The organism is Shewanella submarina (genome assembly GCF_042646185.1).
In the GTDB taxonomy this organism is placed as follows: Bacteria; Pseudomonadota; Gammaproteobacteria; order Enterobacterales; family Shewanellaceae; genus Shewanella; species Shewanella corallii.
The window spans coordinates 30,905-51,003 of the sequence record NZ_JBHRTD010000016.1 but is presented as its reverse complement, the minus strand read 5'-3'; the positions used below and the strand labels follow the sequence as shown (position 1 = coordinate 51,003).

At 49.7% G+C, this 20,099-nt stretch carries 12 protein-coding genes, 1 tRNA gene and 1 rRNA gene; 10 read left to right on the top strand and 4 right to left on the bottom strand.

Annotated features, from left to right (window positions below):
• Positions 1-128 precede the first annotated feature (128 nt).
• From rrf to ACFOE0_RS13790, 3 genes are all read left to right on the top strand, one after another.
• A 5S ribosomal RNA gene (gene rrf, locus ACFOE0_RS13800) occupies positions 129-244 on the top strand.
• Positions 245-256: 12 nt separating this feature from the next.
• A tRNA-Asp gene (locus ACFOE0_RS13795) sits at positions 257-333 on the top strand.
• 401 nt (positions 334-734) lie between these two features.
• The gene (locus ACFOE0_RS13790) at positions 735-2,009 is read left to right on the top strand and encodes a CinA family nicotinamide mononucleotide deamidase-related protein (protein ID WP_248937794.1); all 1,275 of its coding nucleotides are present in this window, start codon (positions 735-737) and stop codon (positions 2,007-2,009) included.
• A 115-nt stretch (positions 2,010-2,124) separates the two neighbouring features.
• On the opposite strand, the gene ACFOE0_RS13785 is transcribed toward ACFOE0_RS13790, so the two are convergent.
• The 3 genes from ACFOE0_RS13785 to argE all read right to left on the bottom strand — a co-directional run bounded on the left by ACFOE0_RS13785 (position 2,125) and on the right by argE (position 6,594).
• Positions 2,125-2,667 carry a DUF1439 domain-containing protein gene (locus ACFOE0_RS13785; protein ID WP_248937793.1) on the bottom strand — a complete coding sequence of 181 codons (543 nt, stop codon included), beginning with the start codon at positions 2,665-2,667 and terminating at the stop codon, positions 2,125-2,127.
• On the bottom strand, positions 2,664-5,294 hold the full coding sequence (ppc, locus tag ACFOE0_RS13780) for a phosphoenolpyruvate carboxylase (protein ID WP_248937792.1): 2,631 nt from the start codon (positions 5,292-5,294) through the stop codon (positions 2,664-2,666). The genes ACFOE0_RS13785 and ppc overlap by 4 nt, the downstream gene beginning before the upstream one ends.
• Before the next feature lie 139 nt (positions 5,295-5,433).
• The gene (gene argE / locus ACFOE0_RS13775; protein ID WP_248937791.1) at positions 5,434-6,594 is read right to left on the bottom strand and encodes an acetylornithine deacetylase; all 1,161 of its coding nucleotides are present in this window, start codon (positions 6,592-6,594) and stop codon (positions 5,434-5,436) included.
• Between the two features lie 286 nt (positions 6,595-6,880).
• On the opposite strand from argE, the gene argC reads away from it, so the two are divergent.
• The 5 genes from argC (at position 6,881) to argH (ending at position 12,388) form a co-directional block, all read left to right on the top strand.
• Positions 6,881-7,873, top strand: a complete 993-nt coding sequence (gene argC / locus ACFOE0_RS13770; RefSeq protein WP_248937790.1) for an N-acetyl-gamma-glutamyl-phosphate reductase — start codon at positions 6,881-6,883, stop codon at positions 7,871-7,873.
• Between the two features lie 46 nt (positions 7,874-7,919).
• Positions 7,920-8,711, top strand: coding sequence for an acetylglutamate kinase (argB, locus tag ACFOE0_RS13765; protein ID WP_248937789.1), 792 nt, complete (start codon positions 7,920-7,922; stop codon positions 8,709-8,711).
• Between the two features lie 84 nt (positions 8,712-8,795).
• A complete protein-coding gene (locus tag ACFOE0_RS13760; RefSeq protein WP_248937788.1) occupies positions 8,796-9,707 on the top strand; it encodes an ornithine carbamoyltransferase in 912 nt (303 codons plus the stop codon).
• Positions 9,708-9,773: 66 nt separating this feature from the next.
• A complete protein-coding gene (locus tag ACFOE0_RS13755) occupies positions 9,774-10,988 on the top strand; it encodes an argininosuccinate synthase (protein ID WP_248937787.1) in 1,215 nt (404 codons plus the stop codon).
• A gap of 35 nt (positions 10,989-11,023) precedes the next feature.
• The gene (argH, locus tag ACFOE0_RS13750) at positions 11,024-12,388 is read left to right on the top strand and encodes an argininosuccinate lyase (RefSeq protein ID WP_248937786.1); all 1,365 of its coding nucleotides are present in this window, start codon (positions 11,024-11,026) and stop codon (positions 12,386-12,388) included.
• A gap of 76 nt (positions 12,389-12,464) precedes the next feature.
• Here argH and ACFOE0_RS13745 read toward each other — a convergent pair whose 3' ends face one another.
• Positions 12,465-14,138, bottom strand: coding sequence for an AMP-binding protein (locus ACFOE0_RS13745; RefSeq protein WP_248937785.1), 1,674 nt, complete (start codon positions 14,136-14,138; stop codon positions 12,465-12,467).
• A gap of 249 nt (positions 14,139-14,387) precedes the next feature.
• Between ACFOE0_RS13745 and ACFOE0_RS13740 the strand changes: the two genes are divergently transcribed.
• Together ACFOE0_RS13740 and ACFOE0_RS13735 are read left to right on the top strand one after the other, a co-directional pair.
• The gene (locus tag ACFOE0_RS13740) at positions 14,388-17,519 is read left to right on the top strand and encodes a PKD domain-containing protein (protein WP_248937784.1); all 3,132 of its coding nucleotides are present in this window, start codon (positions 14,388-14,390) and stop codon (positions 17,517-17,519) included.
• 117 nt (positions 17,520-17,636) lie between these two features.
• The gene (locus ACFOE0_RS13735; protein WP_248937783.1) at positions 17,637-20,036 is read left to right on the top strand and encodes a cadherin-like domain-containing protein; all 2,400 of its coding nucleotides are present in this window, start codon (positions 17,637-17,639) and stop codon (positions 20,034-20,036) included.
• The last annotated feature ends 63 nt before the right edge of the window (positions 20,037-20,099 follow it).

Sequence of the window (20,099 nt, the reverse complement as noted above, 5' to 3'; positions counted from 1 at the left end):
CTGGGAGAGCACCTCCCTTACAAGGAGGGGGTCACTGGTTCGAGCCCAGTAGCGACCACCATATTTCTTACTAGATATTAGCTTTCCGAATTATTTCTTACTGCCAAGGCGGTAGGAAAAAGAATTTGCTTGGTGACAATAGCGCTGTGGTCCCACCTGAACCCATTCCGAACTCAGAAGTGAAACGCAGCTGCGCCGATGGTAGTGTGGGGCTTCCCCATGTGAGAGTAGGTCATTGCCAAGCGCCCAATTTAGTGGAGCGGTAGTTCAGTTGGTTAGAATACCGGCCTGTCACGCCGGGGGTCGCGGGTTCGAGTCCCGTCCGCTCCGCCACTTACAACGAAGCCTCGTCAGAAATGACGGGGCTTTTTTGTATTTTCAGAATTACACGAGCGGTAGTTCAGTTGGTTAGACTCTTTGTTTAGAGAAAGTCGGCCTGTTACGCGTGCCGAAGGCACACGGGTTCGAGTCCCGTCCGCTCCGCCACTTACAACGAAGCCTCGTCAGAAATGACGAGGCTTTTTTGTATTTAACGCTCCTGAAAAAGTGCTGTGCACTTTGCCTCGTCGGCAGGTCGCACCGCCGGAATACTGCTTCATCGGCCCGTTCGCTCCAGCCTTTCTTCATCCGTACTTTTGTTTACAGTCTGCTTTATGTAGATGTCGTCATACTCTATTGCTATCTGTCATAGCCTCTCTTACCTTTACCTCAATTAAATCATTCAGGGACAGACAATGAAGCTTGAAATGATCTGCACCGGCGAAGAGGTGCTGTCGGGACAAATAGTGGATACCAACGCCGCCTGGTTTGCCGATACCATGATGGATGAAGGTATTGAGGTTGCCCGCCGTATTACTGTGGGCGACAGATTGGAAGATCTGGTAGAGGTGTTTCGTGAACGTAGCTTGCATGCTGATGTAATCCTGGTTAACGGTGGCCTGGGTCCTACCACTGATGACCTGTCAGCACAGGCCATGGCTGAGGCCAAGGGCGAACCCTTGGTGGAGAACACCGAGTGGCGTCAACGGCTCGAGGATTGGTTCAGCAAACACAATCGTGTGATGGCCAGGAGTAACCTCAAACAGGCCATGCTTCCAGAATCAGCGGTTATGGTGGATAACCCTGTGGGGACTGCTTGTGGCTTCAGAGTTAAACTTAATCGTGCCTGGTTGTTCTTTACGCCTGGCGTGCCATTTGAATTTAAGCGCATGATTCCCGAGCAGTTCATTCCTTTTATCAAGCAGGAGTTTCAGCTTGATACCGCCACTAAGGTAAAGAAGCTGCTGACTCTTGGTCAGGGCGAGTCCATGTTGCAGGACAAGCTGTCGGAGTTGGAACTGCCTGAAGGTGTCACTCTGGGGTATCGCTCCAGTATGCCCTACATAGAGATCAAGCTGTTTGCCCGTGGTGAAGCCGCGATCGCTGCATTGGATACTTTGGTTAGCAAGGTACACTTTATTCTGGGTACAGGTGTTGTTGCTGAAGATAAGCCATCACTGGCGGAAGAGCTCCATCATCTGCTGTTGGCCAAAGGGAAAACTCTCAGTGCGGCAGAATCCTGTACCGGGGGCATGTTGACCAGTCAGTTGGTGGCCTTTCCCGGTAGCAGCGCCTATTTGATGCAAGGCTTGGTGACCTACAGCAATGAAGCCAAGGTCAAAATCCTGGGGGTGAAGCCTCAGACGCTGGATGACTATGGCGCTGTATCTATTGAAACAGTGGAAGAGATGGCTGCGGGTGCCAGAGCATTACTGGACAGCGACTATGCGCTGTCCACCAGTGGTATTGCCGGCCCTGATGGCGGTACCGATGCCAAACCTGTTGGTACTGTGGGCATTGCTCTGGCGACCCGCTATGGCGTACACAGTCAGATGATTAAGTTACCAAGGCGTTCCCGTGAACTTGTCAGGCAACTCAGTAGCGCCGTTGCCTACGATATGCTGCGTCGTGAGCTGCTTGGTGAAGCGCCAATTGTTGATTACGACTCCATTGGCCGCTTCGCCAGATAAGTCATTACGTACGGTTGTTATAAGCAATAAAAAAGCACAGTCCTTTCTATTCAGAGAGTGACTGTGCTTTTTGTTTTAAGGCTTAGTTGTGGGGTTAACCTGCCTGAAAAAAGCCTTACTTAAATACCAATACCAGCTTACCGGGTTTGACCTTAATCTCTTCGGTGAGGTTGGCCAGCATGGCTTGGTTGGTCTCCTGACGATTCAACACATAGACAGGCTGAGTTTCCAGAAAGCCTCTGATATATCGCATCAACTCAGGCGCGACGCCCTTGATTGCCACTTCCAGATCTTTGGGGTTGGATGCCACCTTGGTCAGCTGCAAATCTTTCAAGTAGATCCCCTGGTTGTGCTTGTCATACCAGGGCTTGGCCTCAAACTCAGCTGTCAGGGTCGCTCTCAGCGGCAGCAAAGGGTTGCTGATGGTAATGCTGGAGTCAGCCAGCACAGTCATGGTATCCGGCTTTTCACCTAAACGTACCTCAACCTGATTTAGTTTTAGGTTGGCTGAGACTATGCCGCTGCCCTGTTTAACGTCGAAACTGATCTCCTTGTTGAGATAGTCTGTCAGTTCCTGTTGGCTGATACTGTACTGAGCGGCACAGCCGGATAACAGCATTAATCCGGCAGCCATCAGTGGTAGTAAAACTCGCTTCATCCTGTGTTTCTCATTCCTGCGGCAACACCCGCAATAGTTAGCATCAGTGCCAATTGTACATTGTCTGAGGCATCTTCTTTACGGGTACGGGCCAGAAGTTCCGTCTGCAGGAAGTTCAATGGGTCGATATAGGGGTTTCTCAGCTGCACTGACTCACGGTTCCATGGCGTGTGAGACATCAGCTCATCTGTGCCTGTCAGCTCCATAACCGCTTCGATACCCAGCTGCAGACGCTCTCTCAAAGTAATGCCAAGATGATGCAGCGCTTGAGGGACCAGTACGGTTTCATAGTAACGGGCGAGATTAGGTTCTGCTTTGGCATACACCATCTCCAACATGGAGAGACGGGTATCGAAAAATGGCCAGGCAGCCATCTCTTTCAGCAGGTCGGCTTCGCCACGTTCCATGGCACTGCGCAGTGCTTCGCCGGCTCCCAGCCAGGCAGGGAGCATAAGTCGGTTCTGAGACCAGGCAAAAATCCACGGAATAGCACGCAGGCTTTCGATACCTCCATCGACTCTCCGCTTGGCCGGACGACTGCCCAGCGGCAGTTGACCCAACTCCACCTCAGGTGTCGCGGCGCGGAAGTAGGCGACAAAGTCTGGTTCTTCACGCACTACCTTGCGGTAAGCGCCTACTGACTCATCGGCAATGCGCTGCATGCAGTCGCGCCACTCTGGCTTTGGCTCTGGTGGCGGCAACAAGGTCGCTTCCATTACGGCCGAGGTATACAGCGCCAATGATTGAACCGCCAGTTTAGGCAGGCCAAATTTAAAGCGGATCATCTCACCCTGTTCGGTCACCCTAATACGGCCATCCACTGAGCCCGGAGGCTGAGACAGAATTGCCTGGTGAGCAGGACCACCGCCCCGGCCAATGGTGCCACCGCGACCATGGAACAGATTGAGTTTCACCTGAGCATCGCGGCATACCTGTACCAATTGCTCCTGCGCCTGATATTGGGCCCAGGCTGCAGCCATCACACCGGCATCTTTTGCAGAGTCAGAGTAACCAATCATCACTTCCTGCATGCCTTTGGTATAGCCTCGGTACCAGTCAATCGCCAGTAGCTCACGGATACAGTCGGCGGCATTGTTCAGATCATCCAGGGTCTCAAACAGTGGGACTACACGGATAGGGTGGCGACAGCCGGTTTCTTTCAGCAGCAGCAGTACTGACAGTACATCCGATGGCTTGCCAGCCATGGAGATAACATAGGATCCCAGCGCGCTTGCTGGTTGAGAGGCGACTTCACGACAGGTCGCCAGTACTTCTGCAACTTCGTCTGAAGGACACCAGTCAGCAGGTAGCAATGGGCGCTTGCTGGAGAGTTCACGCAGCAAGAAGGCCTGTTTTTCGGTTTCTGACCAATGGGCATAGTCGCCCATACCCAGATAACGGGTCAGCTCAGCAATGGCATCGCTGTGACGCTCAGCATCCTGACGAATATCCAGTCTCAGCATATGAATGCCAAAACAGGCCAGACGACGCAGCATATCCAGCAGCAGGCCATTGGCGATCAGGCTCATACCGCAGTCGCACAGACTCTGATAGATCTGATTCAGCGGTGTTTTCAGATCATCTTCCTGCCAGATTATGGTAGCCATATCCACTTCAGGCTTGTGACCTTCGAGGCGCAGGTTCAAATAATCGATGGTGTTACGCAGCTTTTGGCGCAGATCTCTGAGAATATCCCGGTACGGCTCATGGCTGTTATTGGTCAGCGCTTTGAGCTCTTCGTTGGCTTCTTCCATCGACAGTTCGTTGACCAGCAGTACCACGTCTTTCAGATACAGGCGGGCCGCGGTATGACGATTACGATCCAGTACTTCGGCGGTGACTTTTGCGGTAACGAATGGGTTGCCGTCACGGTCGCCACCCATCCAACTGGAGAAGCGAACCGGAGCGATATCGATAGGGATCTTTTTGCCGGTACGCTCTTCAATCTGATCGTTCAACTGACGCAAAAAGTCAGGTACAGCCTGCCACAGTGAGTTTTCCACAGTGGCCAGCCCCCAGCGGGCTTCATCTACTGGCGTGGGGCGTTCATTACGGATCTCATTGGTGTGCCAGATCTGGGCGATCAGCTGACGCAGTCTCAGGTTCTGAGCCTTGCGTTCACGATCGCTCAGTTGCTCGTTTTCCAGGTTGGTGAGGCAATCAACCACAGCGGTATATTTCTGGATAAGAGTGCGACGGGACACTTCTGTCGGGTGCGCCGTCAGTACCAGATCGATATCCATGTTGCCAAGGCATTCCAGCATCTTGTCTTCATCTATGCGGCCATTGAGCATGCGGCCCAGCAACAGATCCACAGGATCCGGTACACAGATGATCTCGTCACAATTACGGCTGATGGTGTGGAACTGCTCGGCAATGTTGGCCAGGTTCAGGAACTGGTTAAAGGCTTTGGCAAAAGGAACCAGTTCGTCATCCGGCATAGCGGTCAGGAGATTCAGCATCTCCTCACGAGCAGCTTCATCACCCTGGCGGGATTGCTTAGCCAATTGGCGGATTAACTCAATCTTTTCGAGGAAGGTCTCTCCCAGATCGCCTTTCATGGTATCGCCCAGGATCTGTCCCAACATACTGACGTTGGATCTCAGTGAGGCGTACATATCTGTCATATTCGCTCCAGAAATATCACATGCGTTGCTTAGGTTCAGGCACTGGCCTGAAGCAGGATACAATTCGCAACTGCTTTTGGTTTTCAGCTCATCATACCGCGCTGCCACGCCCTGTACAGCGGCGAATGCGGTCTCAAGATTATTTCATGCAAGCGTTATAAATCAGTTCCTTAAGTAAGCTGATGGTGGGCTTGATAAAAGCGGTATCCAGATACTCATCAGGCTGGTGTGCCTGCTCTATGCTGCCCGGCCCAAGCACCAAAGTTTGGCAACCCAACTGTTTGAGATAGGGGGCTTCTGTAGCGTAGTTAACCACTTCAGGCTGATGGCCGGAAAGCCTGGCGACATCATGTACCCATGGGGTGTCGCAATTGCCATGGAATGCTTCTGAACCCGGGTAAAGGTTGAAGATATCCAGAGTGCCCGGGTACTCATCCTGAATCGGGGACAGATACTGGCGCAGCAACACTTCGAGGTCTTCCAGCGGAATGCCGGGAACAGGACGGATATCCATATGCAGTTCACAGCAGCCACAAATGCGGTTGGCGGCATCCCCGCCATGGATATGCCCCAGATTCAATGTTGGGTAGGGGACACTGAATACTGATTCATTGTAGTTGGCCTTGAGGTGCTCCCTGAGTTTCAGCAACTGACTAATTGCCAGGTTCATCACTTCAATGGCATTCAGTCCTCTATCCGGATCTGATGAATGACCACTGCGACCGGTAATACGTATACCTTTGGCCAGGTGCCCTTTGTGCATATACACAGGGCGCAGGCCGGTGGGTTCACCGATAACGGCATAGTCCGGCTGAATGCGACCTTCAGCGGCAAACGCCTTGGCACCGTTCATAGTGGTTTCCTCGTCGGCGCTGGCGAGAATATAGAGAGGCTTCTTCAGCTCAGCCAGTGGCAGCTCCTGCACTGCCGCCAGCACCAGAGCGAAGAAACCTTTCATATCGCAGGTTCCCAATCCATACCAACGCCCATCTTTCTCGGTGAGGGTAAATGGGTCACTGCTCCAGCGGGCATCGTCGTAAGGGACTGTATCTGTATGTCCACTGAGCAGCAGTCCCCCTTTGGGGTTCCCCGGCGGCACTATGCTGGCCAGCAAATTGTGCTTGCCACGGCTGTTAAATACGCTCTGTACCTGGCATTGAAACCCCAGATCCGTCAACCACTGATGCAGGAGTTCAATAACAACCTGGTTGGACTGATCCTGTTCAGCCTCCAGTGAGCTGATGGAGGGGGCAGCGATCAGAGACTGAAAACAGCTCTGCAGATCCGGCAGTTTTTTCATAGGGTCATTCCAAATAATAATAAAAATAGTTATTCACTTGTGTTGAATAATTAGCTTTCTGTGTTAGTCTGTCAATCAGATTGAATATTTACCATCTTTGAGGCTGTAAAGTGAACATGGAATTTTGCTGCCTGGCGCTGTTAAACACTGCCAGTACAAAAGCGGACTTCAACAAAGAATCTACCTTCCTGCGACGATAATCCTTGTCATCGGCACTTTGCCATGGGCTTTTGCTGTGCCCACTATTTTTTTCCTTTCTACCCTATTGATAAACAAGAAATACTAAATGAAAAACATAGCCATTATTGGGGCCAGCGGCTACACAGGCGCGCAGTTGGCAGCCCTTTTGTCTCAGGAAAGTGAGTTCTCTATCCAAGGCTTGTATGTCTCTGAGCAAAGTCAGGATTTGGGCAAATCTCTGAGTCAGCTGTATCCGGCATATCAGACTCTGAAGCAGCCACTGAAGCCGCTGAGCAAAGAGAATAAAGCGACCATTATTGAGCAGGCTGATGCTGTTGCATTGGCCACCGACCATAAGGTCAGTGCGGATTTGGTTGCCTGGCTGGCTGAGCAGGGCAAGCCGGTATTTGACCTCAGTGGGGCATATCGGTTCAACGATGCCGGCGTGTATCCCCAGTGGTATGGCTTTGACCACCCGCATCCACAGCTGCTTTCCAGTGCAGTGTATGGCCTGGCTGAATGGCAAGAGGAAGAGATTGCCAAAGCCGATTTAATCGCCGTTCCAGGCTGTTACCCCACCGCATCATTGCTGGCATTAAAGCCGCTGGCAGGTTTGCTGGACAAACAGATTCGCCCAGTGATTAACGCTGTCAGTGGCGTTAGCGGTGCCGGTCGTAAAGCTCAAATGAATACCAGCTTCTGCGAAGTCAGCCTGACACCTTATGGCGTGCTGGGCCACAGACACCAACCGGAAATCTCCAGTCAACTGGGCTGCGAAGTGATCTTTACTCCGCATCTGGGCAATTTCAAACGGGGCATTCTTGCCACTATCACCACCAAGCTGGAAGCAGGGGTTACCGCCGCTGATGTCGCTCAGGCTCTGAGCTGTTATGAAGATGCTGAGCTGGTGCATGTGTTGCCGCAGGGCTTCCCCAAGGTGGACGACGTCGCTGGAACTTCTCAGTGTTTGCTAGGTTGGAAGTATGACGAACAGAGCCAGTACCTGGTGATTGTCAGTGCCATAGATAATTTGATGAAAGGGGCTGCCAGTCAGGCTCTTCAGTGCATAAAAATTCATTTCGGTAAAGTTGGTAAATAGACCGCCACTGGGCAGTCAGTCATAGGCATAGGTTGAGGAATTCAGGATGTCATCAGCGAAACAAAAAACACTGGTGTTGAAGGTTGGCGGCGCTTTGCTTGAGTGCGATATGGGTATTGCTCGTTTAATGCAGACTGCGGCCAGTTTACTGGAGCAGGGCAAATCCCTGGTCATAGTCCATGGGGGCGGCTGTATTGTAGATAAGCAGCTGCAGCTCAATGGCATGACCACAGAAAAGAAAGAGGGATTGCGGGTGACTCCGCCAGAGCAGATGCCGATTATTGCCGGCGCGTTGGCGGGCAGTGCCAACAAATTGCTGCAGTCGGCTGCCAGGGCTGCCGGGATTCACAGTGTTGGCTTGTGTCTGGGGGATGGCGATCTGCTTAATGCCGAAATCAAAGATGAGCAACTGGGTGCCGTGGGCCAGGTCACCGGCGGCAATCCGGCTTACCTGAATTTTATTCTGGCGCAGGGTTGGTTGCCCATTATCAGCTCCATTGCATTGGATCTCGATGGACAGCTGCTGAACGTCAATGCGGATCAGGCTGCGACAGCAGTGGCCAAACTGGTGGATGGCAAATTGGTGCTGCTGTCCGATGTGTCAGGTGTCCTTGATGGTAAAGGTCAGTTGATCCCAAGTTTGAATGCCGCTGAGATTGCTGACTTGGTGAAGCTGGGAGTCATTGAGAAGGGCATGAAGGTCAAGGTTGAAGCAGCGTTGGAAGTCGCTCAGTGGATGGGTGAGGCGGTACAAGTCGCTTCCTGGCGGGATGCGGCTCAGATGCTGGCACTGACCAAAGGCGAATTGATAGGTACTCAAATTCAGCCACAGCTGTAAGCCGGTATCGGTCAGATTGAATCACAACTTAAGAATGCAAAATCAACAGACAAGAAAAGCGTAAGGGCAAAGAGGGAGAGAGGCATGGATCACCTGCTGACATTGAAAGACTTAACTCAAAAACAGTTTCTGGATCTTCTGGCTCTTGCCAAAGAGATCAAAGCCAATCCGCAGGATTACAGTCAGGCGCTGGCCGGTAAAAGTGTGGTGATGCTGTTTGAAAAGCCTTCCCTGCGAACCCGGGTCAGCTTTGATATTGGCATCAGCAAGCTGGGCGGTCATTGCCTGTATTTGGACCAGCAAAATGGAGCCCTGGGAAAGCGTGAATCTGTCGCGGACTTTGCCGGCAATATCTCCTGCTGGGCCGATGCCATTGTTGCCCGTACCTTTAGCCACAAGACAATCGAGGGTCTGGCTGAGCACGGCAGTGTACCTGTGGTGAATGCCCTGTCAGATCTCTATCACCCCTGTCAGGGGCTGGCAGATTTCCTGAGTCTGGCTGAGAACATGGATGATCTGAGTCAGCTTAAACTGGCCTATGTGGGTGATGGTAACAATGTGACTCATTCATTGATGTTCGGCGCGGCGCTGTTGGGGGCCAGGATGACAGTGATCTGTCCTGAAGGTCATTTCCCCGATGGTCTGGTGGTCACTCAGGCCCAGGAGTTGGCGGCAAAGTACGGTGGTGAGTTGGTGCTGACCTCTGACGTCAATGAGATCGAAGGTCACGATGCTGTGTACACGGATACCTGGATCTCTATGGGCGACAACACCTCCATGGAAGAGATTGAAGGCAAATTCGCTCCGCTGCAGGTGAACGCTGCACTGATGACCAAGGCTGGTGCCAAATTCTTTATGCACTGTTTGCCTGCTCACAGAGGTGTAGAGGTAACAGATGAGGTGATGGATGGTGACGGTTCACTGATCCTGACCCAGGCGGAAAATCGAATGCATGCTCAGAATGCCCTGCTGGTCACTCTGCTGACCGGTAAGTAACACAAATAACAATATTCAGTCGGACGCAAAGACGAACGGCCCCTACAAGTAAAGGATAGAAATACGATGAACGATAAGGTGAAAGTCAAAAAGGTAGTACTGGCTTACTCCGGTGGACTGGATACTTCGGCCATCATTCCCTGGCTGAAAGAGACCTATGACAACTGTGAGATTGTGGCCTTCTGCGCCGATGTAGGTCAGGGGGAGGAAGAGCTGCAGGGGTTGGAGGCCAAGGCGCTGGCGTCAGGTGCTTCTGAGTGTCATATCGTGGATCTGAAAGAAGCCTTCGTCGAGGAGTATATCTATCCCACTATAGCAACAGGTGCGATCTACGAGGGCACTTATCTGCTGGGAACCTCGATGGCCCGGCCGATTATCGCCAAGGCTCAGGTGGAAGTGGCCCGCAAGGTGGGCGCTGATGCCCTGTGTCATGGTTGCACCGGTAAAGGTAATGATCAGGTTCGTTTTGAGGGCTGTTTCGCTGCGTTGGCACCGGATCTGAAAGTGATCGCCCCATGGCGTGAGTGGGAAATGGTTAGCCGTGAAGACTTGCTGGCCTACCTGGCTGAGCGTGATATTCCGACCACAGCCTCTGCCACCAAGATCTACAGCCGTGACGCCAATGCCTGGCATATCTCCCATGAAGGTGGTGAGCTGGAAGATCCCTGGAATGAGCCATCCAAGCAGGTATGGACCATGACAGTTGACCCGCAGGATGCGCCGGACGCACCTGCTTATGTCACCCTTAAGGTGGAAAACTGCCGTATAACCCAGGTGAATGGGCAGGCCATGAACCCGTATCAGGCATTGATGACGCTGAATGAGATCGCCGCAGCCCACGGTGTGGGACGTATTGATATTACTGAAAACCGTCTGGTGGGCATGAAGTCCCGTGGCTGCTACGAAACGCCGGGAGGTACCGTCATGTATGCCGGTCTGCGTGCCATTGAGGAGCTGGTGTTGGACAAGTCCAGCCGTGAGTGGCGCGAGCAGATCGCTGCGCGTATGGCGCACCTTGTGTATGACGGTCGCTGGTTCACGCCTTTGTGTGAGTCACTGCTGGCTGCTTCAGAGTCACTGGCTGCACTGGTAAACGGTGAAGTTGTAGTGAAGCTCTATAAGGGTCAGGCCACTGCCGTTAAGAAGCGTTCTCCCAACAGCTTGTACTCCGAAGCCTTTGCTACATTTGGTGAGGATGATGTGTACGATCAAAAGCATGCTGAAGGCTTTATCCGCCTCTACTCTCTCGCCAGTCGCATTCGTGCCCTGAACGAGAAGTAACTCAGCACCAGCATTTAAGGATAAAGGAGACAGTCATGGCATTATGGGGCGGTAGGTTCAGCGGTGAGAGCAGTGCTCTTTTCAAATTATTTAACGACTCCTTGCCGGTGGATTACCGCCTGGTGGAGCAGGATATTCAGGGCTCAGTGGCCTGGGCGGCAGCTCTGGTCAAGGTTGGGGTACTGACCCAAGCTGAAGGTCAGGATCTCAAGGCGGCATTGGATGCCTTGTTGGTGGAGGTTGCTGAAGATCCTCAGCAAATCATTGCCAGCGGCGCTGAGGATATCCACAGCTTTGTGGAGCAGGCGCTTATCGACAAGGTGGGCGATCTGGGCAAGAAACTGCACACAGGGCGTTCCCGTAATGATCAGGTCGCCACAGACCTTAAGCTCTGGTGTAAGGCTGAAGGTGAGGGGATTAGCGAGCGTTTGACCAAAGTCAGATCTGAACTGATTGAGCTGGCTAAACGTGAACAGCAAGCCGTGATGCCGGGTTATACCCATTTGCAACGTGCCCAGCCCGTAACCTTTGCCCACTGGGCGTTGGCCTATGTGGAGATGTTGGAGCGGGATATCAGCCGTCTTGATGACGCTTTGAGCCGGCTTAATACCTGTCCGCTGGGGTGTGGCGCTCTGGCTGGTACAGCCTATCCGATCGACCGTTATGAGCTGGCTGCCAGTCTGGGGTTTGCTGCGCCAACCCTGAACAGTCTGGACTCGGTTTCCGACCGTGACCATGTGGTGGAGTTGTGCTCCGCCGCCTCCATCAGCCTGATGCACTTAAGCCGGATGGCGGAAGATTTGATCTTCTTTAACTCTGGAGAAGCTGGCTTTATTGAGCTGGCAGATGATGTCACCTCAGGTTCATCCCTGATGCCACAGAAGAAGAATCCGGATGCACTGGAGCTTATCCGCGGCAAGGCGGGTCGGGTCTATGGCAGCCTGGTGGGGATCCTGACCACAATGAAAGCTTTGCCACTGGCCTATAACAAGGATATGCAGGAAGACAAAGAGGGGCTGTTTGACGTGATGGATACCTGGAGTATCTGTCTTGATATGACGGCGCTGGTACTCTCCGGTCTTAAGGTGAAGCGTGACAACACTAAAGCGGCTGCTCAACAGGGCTACGCCAATGCCACAGAGCTGGCGGATTATCTGGTCGCCAAGGGCATGCCGTTCCGTCAGGCGCACCATGTAGTGGGTGAGGTTGTGGTTAAGGCGATCGCCGATGGCGTGGCGATTGAGGATATGACACTAACGACACTGCAGAGCTTTGCCGATGTGATTGAGCAGGACGTGTATGAGATCCTGACCATAGAATCCTGCCTGAACAAGCGGGATGTATTAGGCGGTACTGCACCCAATCAGGTCGCTGCCGCCCTGGCTGCCAAGGTTGGTTAATTTTGCCAATAACGCGATAAAGAAAGCGCACCTTATGGTGCGCTTTTTAATTGCTGTTTATCAGGGGCGGGGGCAATCAGCGTTTGGCCTGGTCAACCTCATCTTCCCAAACAACCTTGGCTCCACGAACACCGTCAACTTTTTCGCTGAAGAGCTTTTCCAACACGTGGCGTTTGATTTTCAGTGTTGGCGTCAGCACATCGTTTTCAATCGTCCATGGCTCATTGACGACCACCACGGCATCTACGGTTTCATGTGACTCCAGATGTGGGTTAACACTATCCAGGGTTTCTTTAAGTGACGCGCGAACATGGTCTCTCGCCTGGCTGGAAGCCCCCTCAGACAGCTGCACCAGAGCGACAGGGTGAGGCAGACCTGAGCCGATGACACAAATAAGTTCAACGTGTTCATCCTGGGCCAGCATGCGCTCGATAGGCACAGGTGCAACATACTTACCTTTGGCCGTTTTGAAGTTGTCTTTCACCCGGCCGGTAATGCTGATGCATCCATCTTCATCTATGGCGCAAACATCACCTGTATGGAAGAAACCATCGGCGTCGAATGCGGCTTCAGTGGCCTCTGGCTGCAGGTAATACTCCCGCATCAGCCCCGGGCTCTTGATCATCAATTCATCTTTTTCACCCATCTTCACCTGGCAGCCATCTACCGGCTTACCCACGGTTCCCAGTTTATTAACATTGAATGGATGGTTGATGATTGAATAAGCGCAGTTTTCAGTCATACCCCAGGCTTCACAAATATCGATACCGATACTGTGGTACCACTCCAGCAGTGAAGGGGGAATAGGGGCACTGCCAGAACCGTGCAAACGACATTGCTCCAGACCCAGGCCTTTTTGGATTTTGCGTTTAACCAGAGAGCTGAGCAGTGGGATCTTCAGGAACAGCTCCAGCTTTTTGGCACTGCCCACTTTGGTAATAATGTTCTGCTGGAACAGACTCCACAAACGTGGCACCGAGAAGAATACGGTTGGTCGGCAGCGCTGTACGTCAGCCACAAAAGAATCCAGGCTTTCCACAAAGGCGACACTGGAACCCGAGTAGAAAGAGGAGCCTTCAATGGCAACTCTTTCAGTAATATGTGCCAGTGGCAGATAGGACAAAAGTCTATCTTCACCATGAGTTTTCAGATCTCTTACGACAGTCTGGCAGGTCCAGGCATAAGCACTGAAGGTTTGCACTGCACCCTTGGGCTTACCGGTCGAGCCAGAGGTATAGATGATGGTCATTACCTGCTCAGGCGTTGGCAAAGGCACTTCTGTCAGAGGCGTGCCCAGCCCCAGTAAACGCTCCCAGCTATATTGCGCTGGCATGGTGTCGTAAGGCATAGCCAGGCGAAGAATCTCGCCCCCTACGCCGTGCTCCTGATCTTTCCAGTAATCCAGCTTGCCAACGAATATCGCCTTGGCGCCACTGTGCTCCAACACATACTGGATGGTATCGGCATTGGCCGTAGGGTAGATGGGAACACTGATGTAGCCGCCATGCATCAGCGCCAGATCGGTAATGAACCATTCAGCACAGTTTTTGGAAAGCACAGCCACCTTGTCACCGGGCTGCAATCCCAAATGTCTTAATGCGCCGGCAATCTGCTGCATTTGGGTTTGAACATCCCGCCAGCTGAACTCTTTGTACTGGCCATTGATAGGTTGCTTTAGATAAATGCTGTCGCCCTGGATATCGACCCAGTGTGACAACATCTCTACCGGTGTCTTAATTGCAGTTTCCATTAGCAGATCTCTTTGTGGTTTCTTGTTGTTTTTATTGGTATTAGCTGACTATCAGTGTCACCGAAACAGTATGGCGATTTTTGTGATCGACCGCAAATGACTTAATGGAATAGGAATGTTGGGTAATTGTTAGGTTTTATTTTTGCTGTTACAAATTCAGTCGAATTATTGACCGGGATGGGCTGGAAGGAGTTTTAGGTTCGCCAAGTGAAGTGACTGGTCTTGGAGATACACAAAGGATTTGACCTAATGAAGAATAATAACAAAGTAGCTTTGCTGGCTCTATTAACTCTTTTTCTGAGTGCTTGTGGAGGGGGAGATGATGGAGATACAACTCCTCCGGCTTCAACCCCTGCTCCGGCCCCTCAACCGGTTAACAACGCGCCAAATATAACCTTAAAGAATATAACTGTTAAAGAAAGAGAAGCCGCAACGATTACTGCTGACGCCACGGACTCAGATGGCAGCATAGCTTCTTACAGTTGGGTTAAAAAATCTGGGCCCGAGGTTGTGACTCAGGGAAATGCAACTGGAACCCTGAGCTTTACTGCTCCGGAGGTCAGTGAAGATCAGATACTGGTGTTTACCCTGACAGTGACTGACGATAAAGGTGCCAGTACCAGTAGAGATGTTCAGGTCAGTGTTGTGAACAACTTACTTCCCGAAATTTCGGTGGCGGGTGTAACACTCAGGGAAGGTCGCGGTGGCACTATTAGTGCTGAGGTCAGTGATCCTGATGGTTCTGTGAGTGGATTTGATTGGGTTCAGAAGTCAGGTACTCCTGCCATGTATTCTGGTGAGAATACGGGAGTATTGACCATCACGGCCCCTGTAGTTTCGGCAGATGAAATCCTGGTATTTACGTTGACGGCTACAGACAATGACGGGGAATCCAGTTCTCGGGATGTGCAGGTGAATGTTGTCAATAATCGACTACCAGAAATTTCAGTTGCTGATTTAGCCTTGAGAGAACGTGGCTCTGCGAGTATTAATGCGGTGGTTAAGGATCCTGACGGTTCCGTGAGCAATATAGCCTGGGTTCAGAAGTCAGGTACTCCTGCCATGTATTCTGGTGAGAATACTGGGGTATTGGCCATCACCGCCCCTGTAGTTTCGTCAGATGAAATCCTGGTATTTACGTTGACGGCTACAGACAATGATGGGGAATCCAGTTCTCGGGATGTGCAGGTGAATGTTGTTAATAATCTGCTACCAGACATTGTAGTTTCAGACATAGTCGTGAACGAGGGGGATAGTGCTGTTATCACTGCAGACGTATCCGATTCTGACGGTTCTGTTGAGAGTTTTGAGTGGATACAAAAATCCGGGACTCAAGCTATATTCACTGGCGAGGACACTGATTCACTGAATCTCACCGCTCCTATTATTGCAGAAGACGAAGTATTGGTATTTAGCCTGCGTGCAACCGATAACGATGGCGAGACCACTGCTCGTGACGTTAATGTGTCGGTAAAAGCCAACGTCTTAGTCATAACACTTCAGGGAAAGGTGTGGGACTCTCCAGTAGCAGATGCAAAGTTAACCGTGGAGGTGGCTGAACAACGATTCTATACCGTCGCTGACTCCGAAGGAAATTATTCAATAGATGTTCAGGTTGATGACTCTCTGGCGAATGAGTTGGTAAAGATTATCGCTGTAGGGCCAGAAGATGACAGCATCACCAGACTGATTTCGCTGGCAGATGATTTCGAGAGTCTTCTTGAGCTTGCGGGTAATGACAATATCCTGACCAGAGATGAGAGCTTTGCTGTGAACGTCACAAATGTCAGCACTGCTATCTACTCCCTAATGAAGTATGCCAACAATAATGAAGAAATAGCGACTAAAGAGAGTTTTGATACTGCTCTTGAAAACTATGATGCTAGTTTTGTATTACCGCTGGCGACAGCGATCAAATTAGTGCTGGATTATTCTGATGATAATCCTGAGCTCGGGCTTCCTAATGGTGTAGCAAATGTAGCTGTATTTGCTGAAAACTTGGCATCAGTAAATAACTACATTGAGAATGCACGTGATCTACCAAGTTCTCTTTATTCAGAGGTTGAACAAATTATTGTTAGTAACCCAGAAGTCATAGATAGAAATACTCAGGGATATCAGGTATCTGGCAGTTATTTCTTTCATCCTCAGGATAACGATATCGATTATAATAGAATGTTCCTTAATGAAGGAGGGGCCGGCCACTATTATGGATATTCAAACTCAGCGTTGACCTGGACGGTCACAGAGGAAGGAACGTTAGTCACTTTTGCCGGTGACGGCTTATTAGTTTCCAGCTCTTCTATACAACACCCTTCTACAGGCGAAACCGTTTTCGTAGAGACATATAGACCATCAATATTGATTAGATGGTTCCATAATGATGCCAAGTCAGCTCAGATGGTGATAGAAACTAATGATGTTAATACATATTCGGCACCCGATCTCCCGGATGAAACTTCCATGGCATATTTCTTTAGTCAGTCTGCGACTAAGGACGATGGTATGCTATCTATGCAGGAGGTCATTCAAGCGGGTGCTAATTATACTGTTAACGTGACACCCAGAACGCTTTCAATTGATGATGAAGTGCAAGGAAAATATGACCCTATAAGATCGGCCGAGACTACTCTTGACCTGTATATTGGGGAGAATGACTCAGCGACTCTGAGCTATATGCACTACGATGGTTCAGGAGAACATCAGGAGATTAGTGTTGCTGCAACATTTAACATCGATAGTACCGGCACGTTGAATGTCGAACCTGAGAATAATCTTATCCAAAATTTAAATGTTGCTATCGATAAACAAACGCCTGCAACTGCTTATGTGACCGACCCAAATGTTTATCGTTTGGATGGAGGGTATTTATTTAAGAAGAATATGAGCGGTTGGACAAACGAAATGGCTCCCGGTATTTATGCTATTCCTTGGGATTTTAGAGAGCCATTATATAACTTTTGGATCGAAATTTATGCTAATGGTGAAGCACTGACTGTAAGCACTTGGGATAACAACGAAGATGGAGTGCTTAGTAATGACGAATTTTTGGTTATGCCTAGTCTTTGGATGATTAACGAGTCCGGTAAAATGGTTGTCAGGCGCTATCGTGGGGCGGGTTATGAATATTGTGAGCCACTTCAGTGGGAAACTACCTTGGCAGATGAATGTAGGCTTTATAATGAAAGAATTTGGGAGTTGTATGATGTGGTAGATGATGAATATCATATTAACCAAATTCATGAATTTTACTATGATCCATTTTTGTTGGAAGATGAATTACAGGATTTTCCCGCAGATAAACATATCCTTTGGAATGTGAGTGATAATAATGTTTATCGCATAAAGGTAGAGTCCAGACCCATTCCAATACCTGATTGATAGTAAATGAAATACATGGTGAAGCTATCTTGATTAAAGGTTTTAGTTACCATTCAATGGCTTTTCATCTTAATGTGTTTTATTAGTGGGTTATAAGATTAAAAAGGATTTGGCCTAATGAAGAATAATAAAAAAGTAGCTTTGCTGGCTATATTGACTCTTTTTCTGAGTGCTTGCGGGGGAGATGGAGATACAACTGAGCCGGCTCCAACGCCTGAACCGGTAAACACAGCCCCTTTTGTTACTCTTTCTGACATTACGGTTCAAGAGAAGAGTCCTGCGACTATTACTGCTGAGGTTACTGACTCCGATGGGAGTATAGCTTCTTACAGTTGGGTTAAAAAATCTGGACCTGATGTCGTGACTCAGGGAAATGTGACTGGAACCCTGAGTTTTACCGCTCCGGAGGTCAGTGAGGACCAGATTATAGTATTTACTCTGACGGTGACTGACGATAAAGGTGCCAGTACCAGCGCAGATGTGAATGTTACTGTAAAAGCCAACATTTTAGCCCTGACACTCCAGGGAAAGGTGACTGATGCGACTGTGATGGATGCAAAAGTGAGCGTGGAAATAGCGCATCAGAGTATCGATGTAGTTACTGACACTAATGGTAATTATTCTGCAGATATTAATATTGATGATTCTTTCGCCGATGAGTTGGTGAAGGTCACTGCTGTCGGGTTAGAAGCCGACAGCAAAATGAAGCTGGTGTCGTTACTTGGAGATTTTGAGAGCCTTCAGGAGCTTGCCGGTGACGATAGTTTGCTTAGTAGTGAAGAGATTGTTGGAGTTAATGTCACCAACGTATCAACAGCAATTTACGCCTTGATGAAACAAGCTAATGGCGGGGAGGATATCTGTTCCAAGGATAAGTATATTGAGATAAGTAAGCAGTATGATGGTCGGTTGATTCTTCCCATTGCGACGGCAATTAAGCTGGTTCTTAGCTATTCGTCTGAGTACCCAGAAATAGGGCTGCCGGGCGGGGTAGCTGACGTGCTGGAACTGGCCAATGACCAGAATCAAGTCAGTATCTACTTGGAAATGGTTCAGAAAGATTACCCTGATATCTATATGGACGCAGAGTCTGCAGTTATAGGTAATCCAGACTCGATTATATTAAACCCTGATGCTTCATCAATTTCTGGGAGATACTTTTTTCCACATAGGGAAGATGAAGCTTCTCAGGATAGAATCATCTTTTCTTCTGACGGCACAGGTAAATTTTTCAGCCCTGAGGCGTCTTCGTTATTTACCTGGACTGTAGAAGAAGGTAACACCATCATCTCCTTTCCTTCAGGAGGCGCTCTGATATCAACTTCGTTAGAGTATAACGCTGAGGCCCGGGATTTAGTTAATGTAGAGATGTATCGACTATCTTCAACGATAAAGTGGATTGATGTTGAAGATTATGCTGCCAAATTTTTGATAAAACATGAGTTGCTTAAACGGTATCCAGATACGGACTTACCATTTGTTGTTTCGACAACAAATTATGAGTCGGTATCTACAATTAAAGGTGATGGGCTCCAGCCCGTCGTGGACCTGTTGGAGTCTGGAGGCTCTTATTCAATCCCTGTTCCGGGAAGGGTGTTTGCCATTGAAAATCCTTATGAGGGTTCTTTCGAAGAGTCAATTCAGCGTTCAATCAAGTTGCAGGTAGGTGAGAATAGCTCCGCCACCTTATTATCTAAGCAATATTCTGGTGACGGAAGTTTTCAGCCTATTTCAATTCCTGCAACTTACAGTTTGGAGGATAATGGTTCTCTCAAGATTAAATCGAATGAGAGTGCTGAAATTGATCTTGATTTAGTGGCCATATCTTCCGACCCAATAGTTGTGAGCACTTTGCAATCAGATTCAAGTAGTGGAGGTGGTTACCTGCTTGAACAGGAAGAGGTGGAGTGGGATGAAGATAACCTGCCGGGAATTTATGATCTAGGGTGGAATTTCTTTGAGCCATTACAGCGATTTTGGGTGGAAATTTACGACGATGGCAGGGCTTTAACCGTGAGTACGCTTGACCGGAATCGGGATGGAATACTAAGTGTGGATGAGTTTACTCTGATGCCGGGATTGTGGAGGCAGGGCGCCTCTGGTGAAGTTGCTATAAGGCGCTATAGAAATACTAATGGCTTCTGTGAATCACCTCAATGGGAAGCTACATTGGAAGATGAATGTAGACTTTATAATGAAAGAGTTTGGGACTTATACAGTGTTATTGGCCAACAGTATTACGTATTTCAGAGTCATGAGTTTTATTTAGACTGGATAGATCGGGATAGTTTCCCTGTTGATTATACCGGTGATCATGCTCTTTGGTTAGTAAATGATGCTAACAGACGCTGGGCTAAGCTAGCATCCAGGCCTGCTGCGTTACCTTCAGAGCTGCTAGGGCAGAATGGTATTACCCTATTTGAAACCAATGTTTTACCTGATTCGGCTAATGGGCGTGGAGCTAATGACTCTATAGATATCGACAGCTTTAGCATCGATAAAGTGGATCTTCGATAACTTGACAGCCACTTGTCGTGAAGAAGCCACCCAAGGGTGGCTTCTTTGTTTACTCAAAGCATG

Coding starts and splice junctions, on each gene's coding strand:
- ACFOE0_RS13785 (WP_248937793.1), bottom strand. CDS start 2,667: ATGAAGCGAGTTTTACTACCACTGATGGCTGCCGGATTAATGCTGTTA.
- ACFOE0_RS13745 (WP_248937785.1), bottom strand. CDS start 14,138: ATGGAAACTGCAATTAAGACACCGGTAGAGATGTTGTCACACTGGGTC.
- argB (WP_248937789.1), top strand. CDS start 7,920: ATGTCATCAGCGAAACAAAAAACACTGGTGTTGAAGGTTGGCGGCGCT.
- ACFOE0_RS13790 (WP_248937794.1), top strand. CDS start 735: ATGAAGCTTGAAATGATCTGCACCGGCGAAGAGGTGCTGTCGGGACAA.
- ACFOE0_RS13755 (WP_248937787.1), top strand. CDS start 9,774: ATGAACGATAAGGTGAAAGTCAAAAAGGTAGTACTGGCTTACTCCGGT.
- argH (WP_248937786.1), top strand. CDS start 11,024: ATGGCATTATGGGGCGGTAGGTTCAGCGGTGAGAGCAGTGCTCTTTTC.
- argE (WP_248937791.1), bottom strand. CDS start 6,594: ATGAAAAAACTGCCGGATCTGCAGAGCTGTTTTCAGTCTCTGATCGCT.
- ACFOE0_RS13760 (WP_248937788.1), top strand. CDS start 8,796: ATGGATCACCTGCTGACATTGAAAGACTTAACTCAAAAACAGTTTCTG.
- argC (WP_248937790.1), top strand. CDS start 6,881: ATGAAAAACATAGCCATTATTGGGGCCAGCGGCTACACAGGCGCGCAG.
- ppc (WP_248937792.1), bottom strand. CDS start 5,294: ATGACAGATATGTACGCCTCACTGAGATCCAACGTCAGTATGTTGGGA.
- ACFOE0_RS13740 (WP_248937784.1), top strand. CDS start 14,388: ATGAAGAATAATAACAAAGTAGCTTTGCTGGCTCTATTAACTCTTTTT.
- ACFOE0_RS13735 (WP_248937783.1), top strand. CDS start 17,637: ATGAAGAATAATAAAAAAGTAGCTTTGCTGGCTATATTGACTCTTTTT.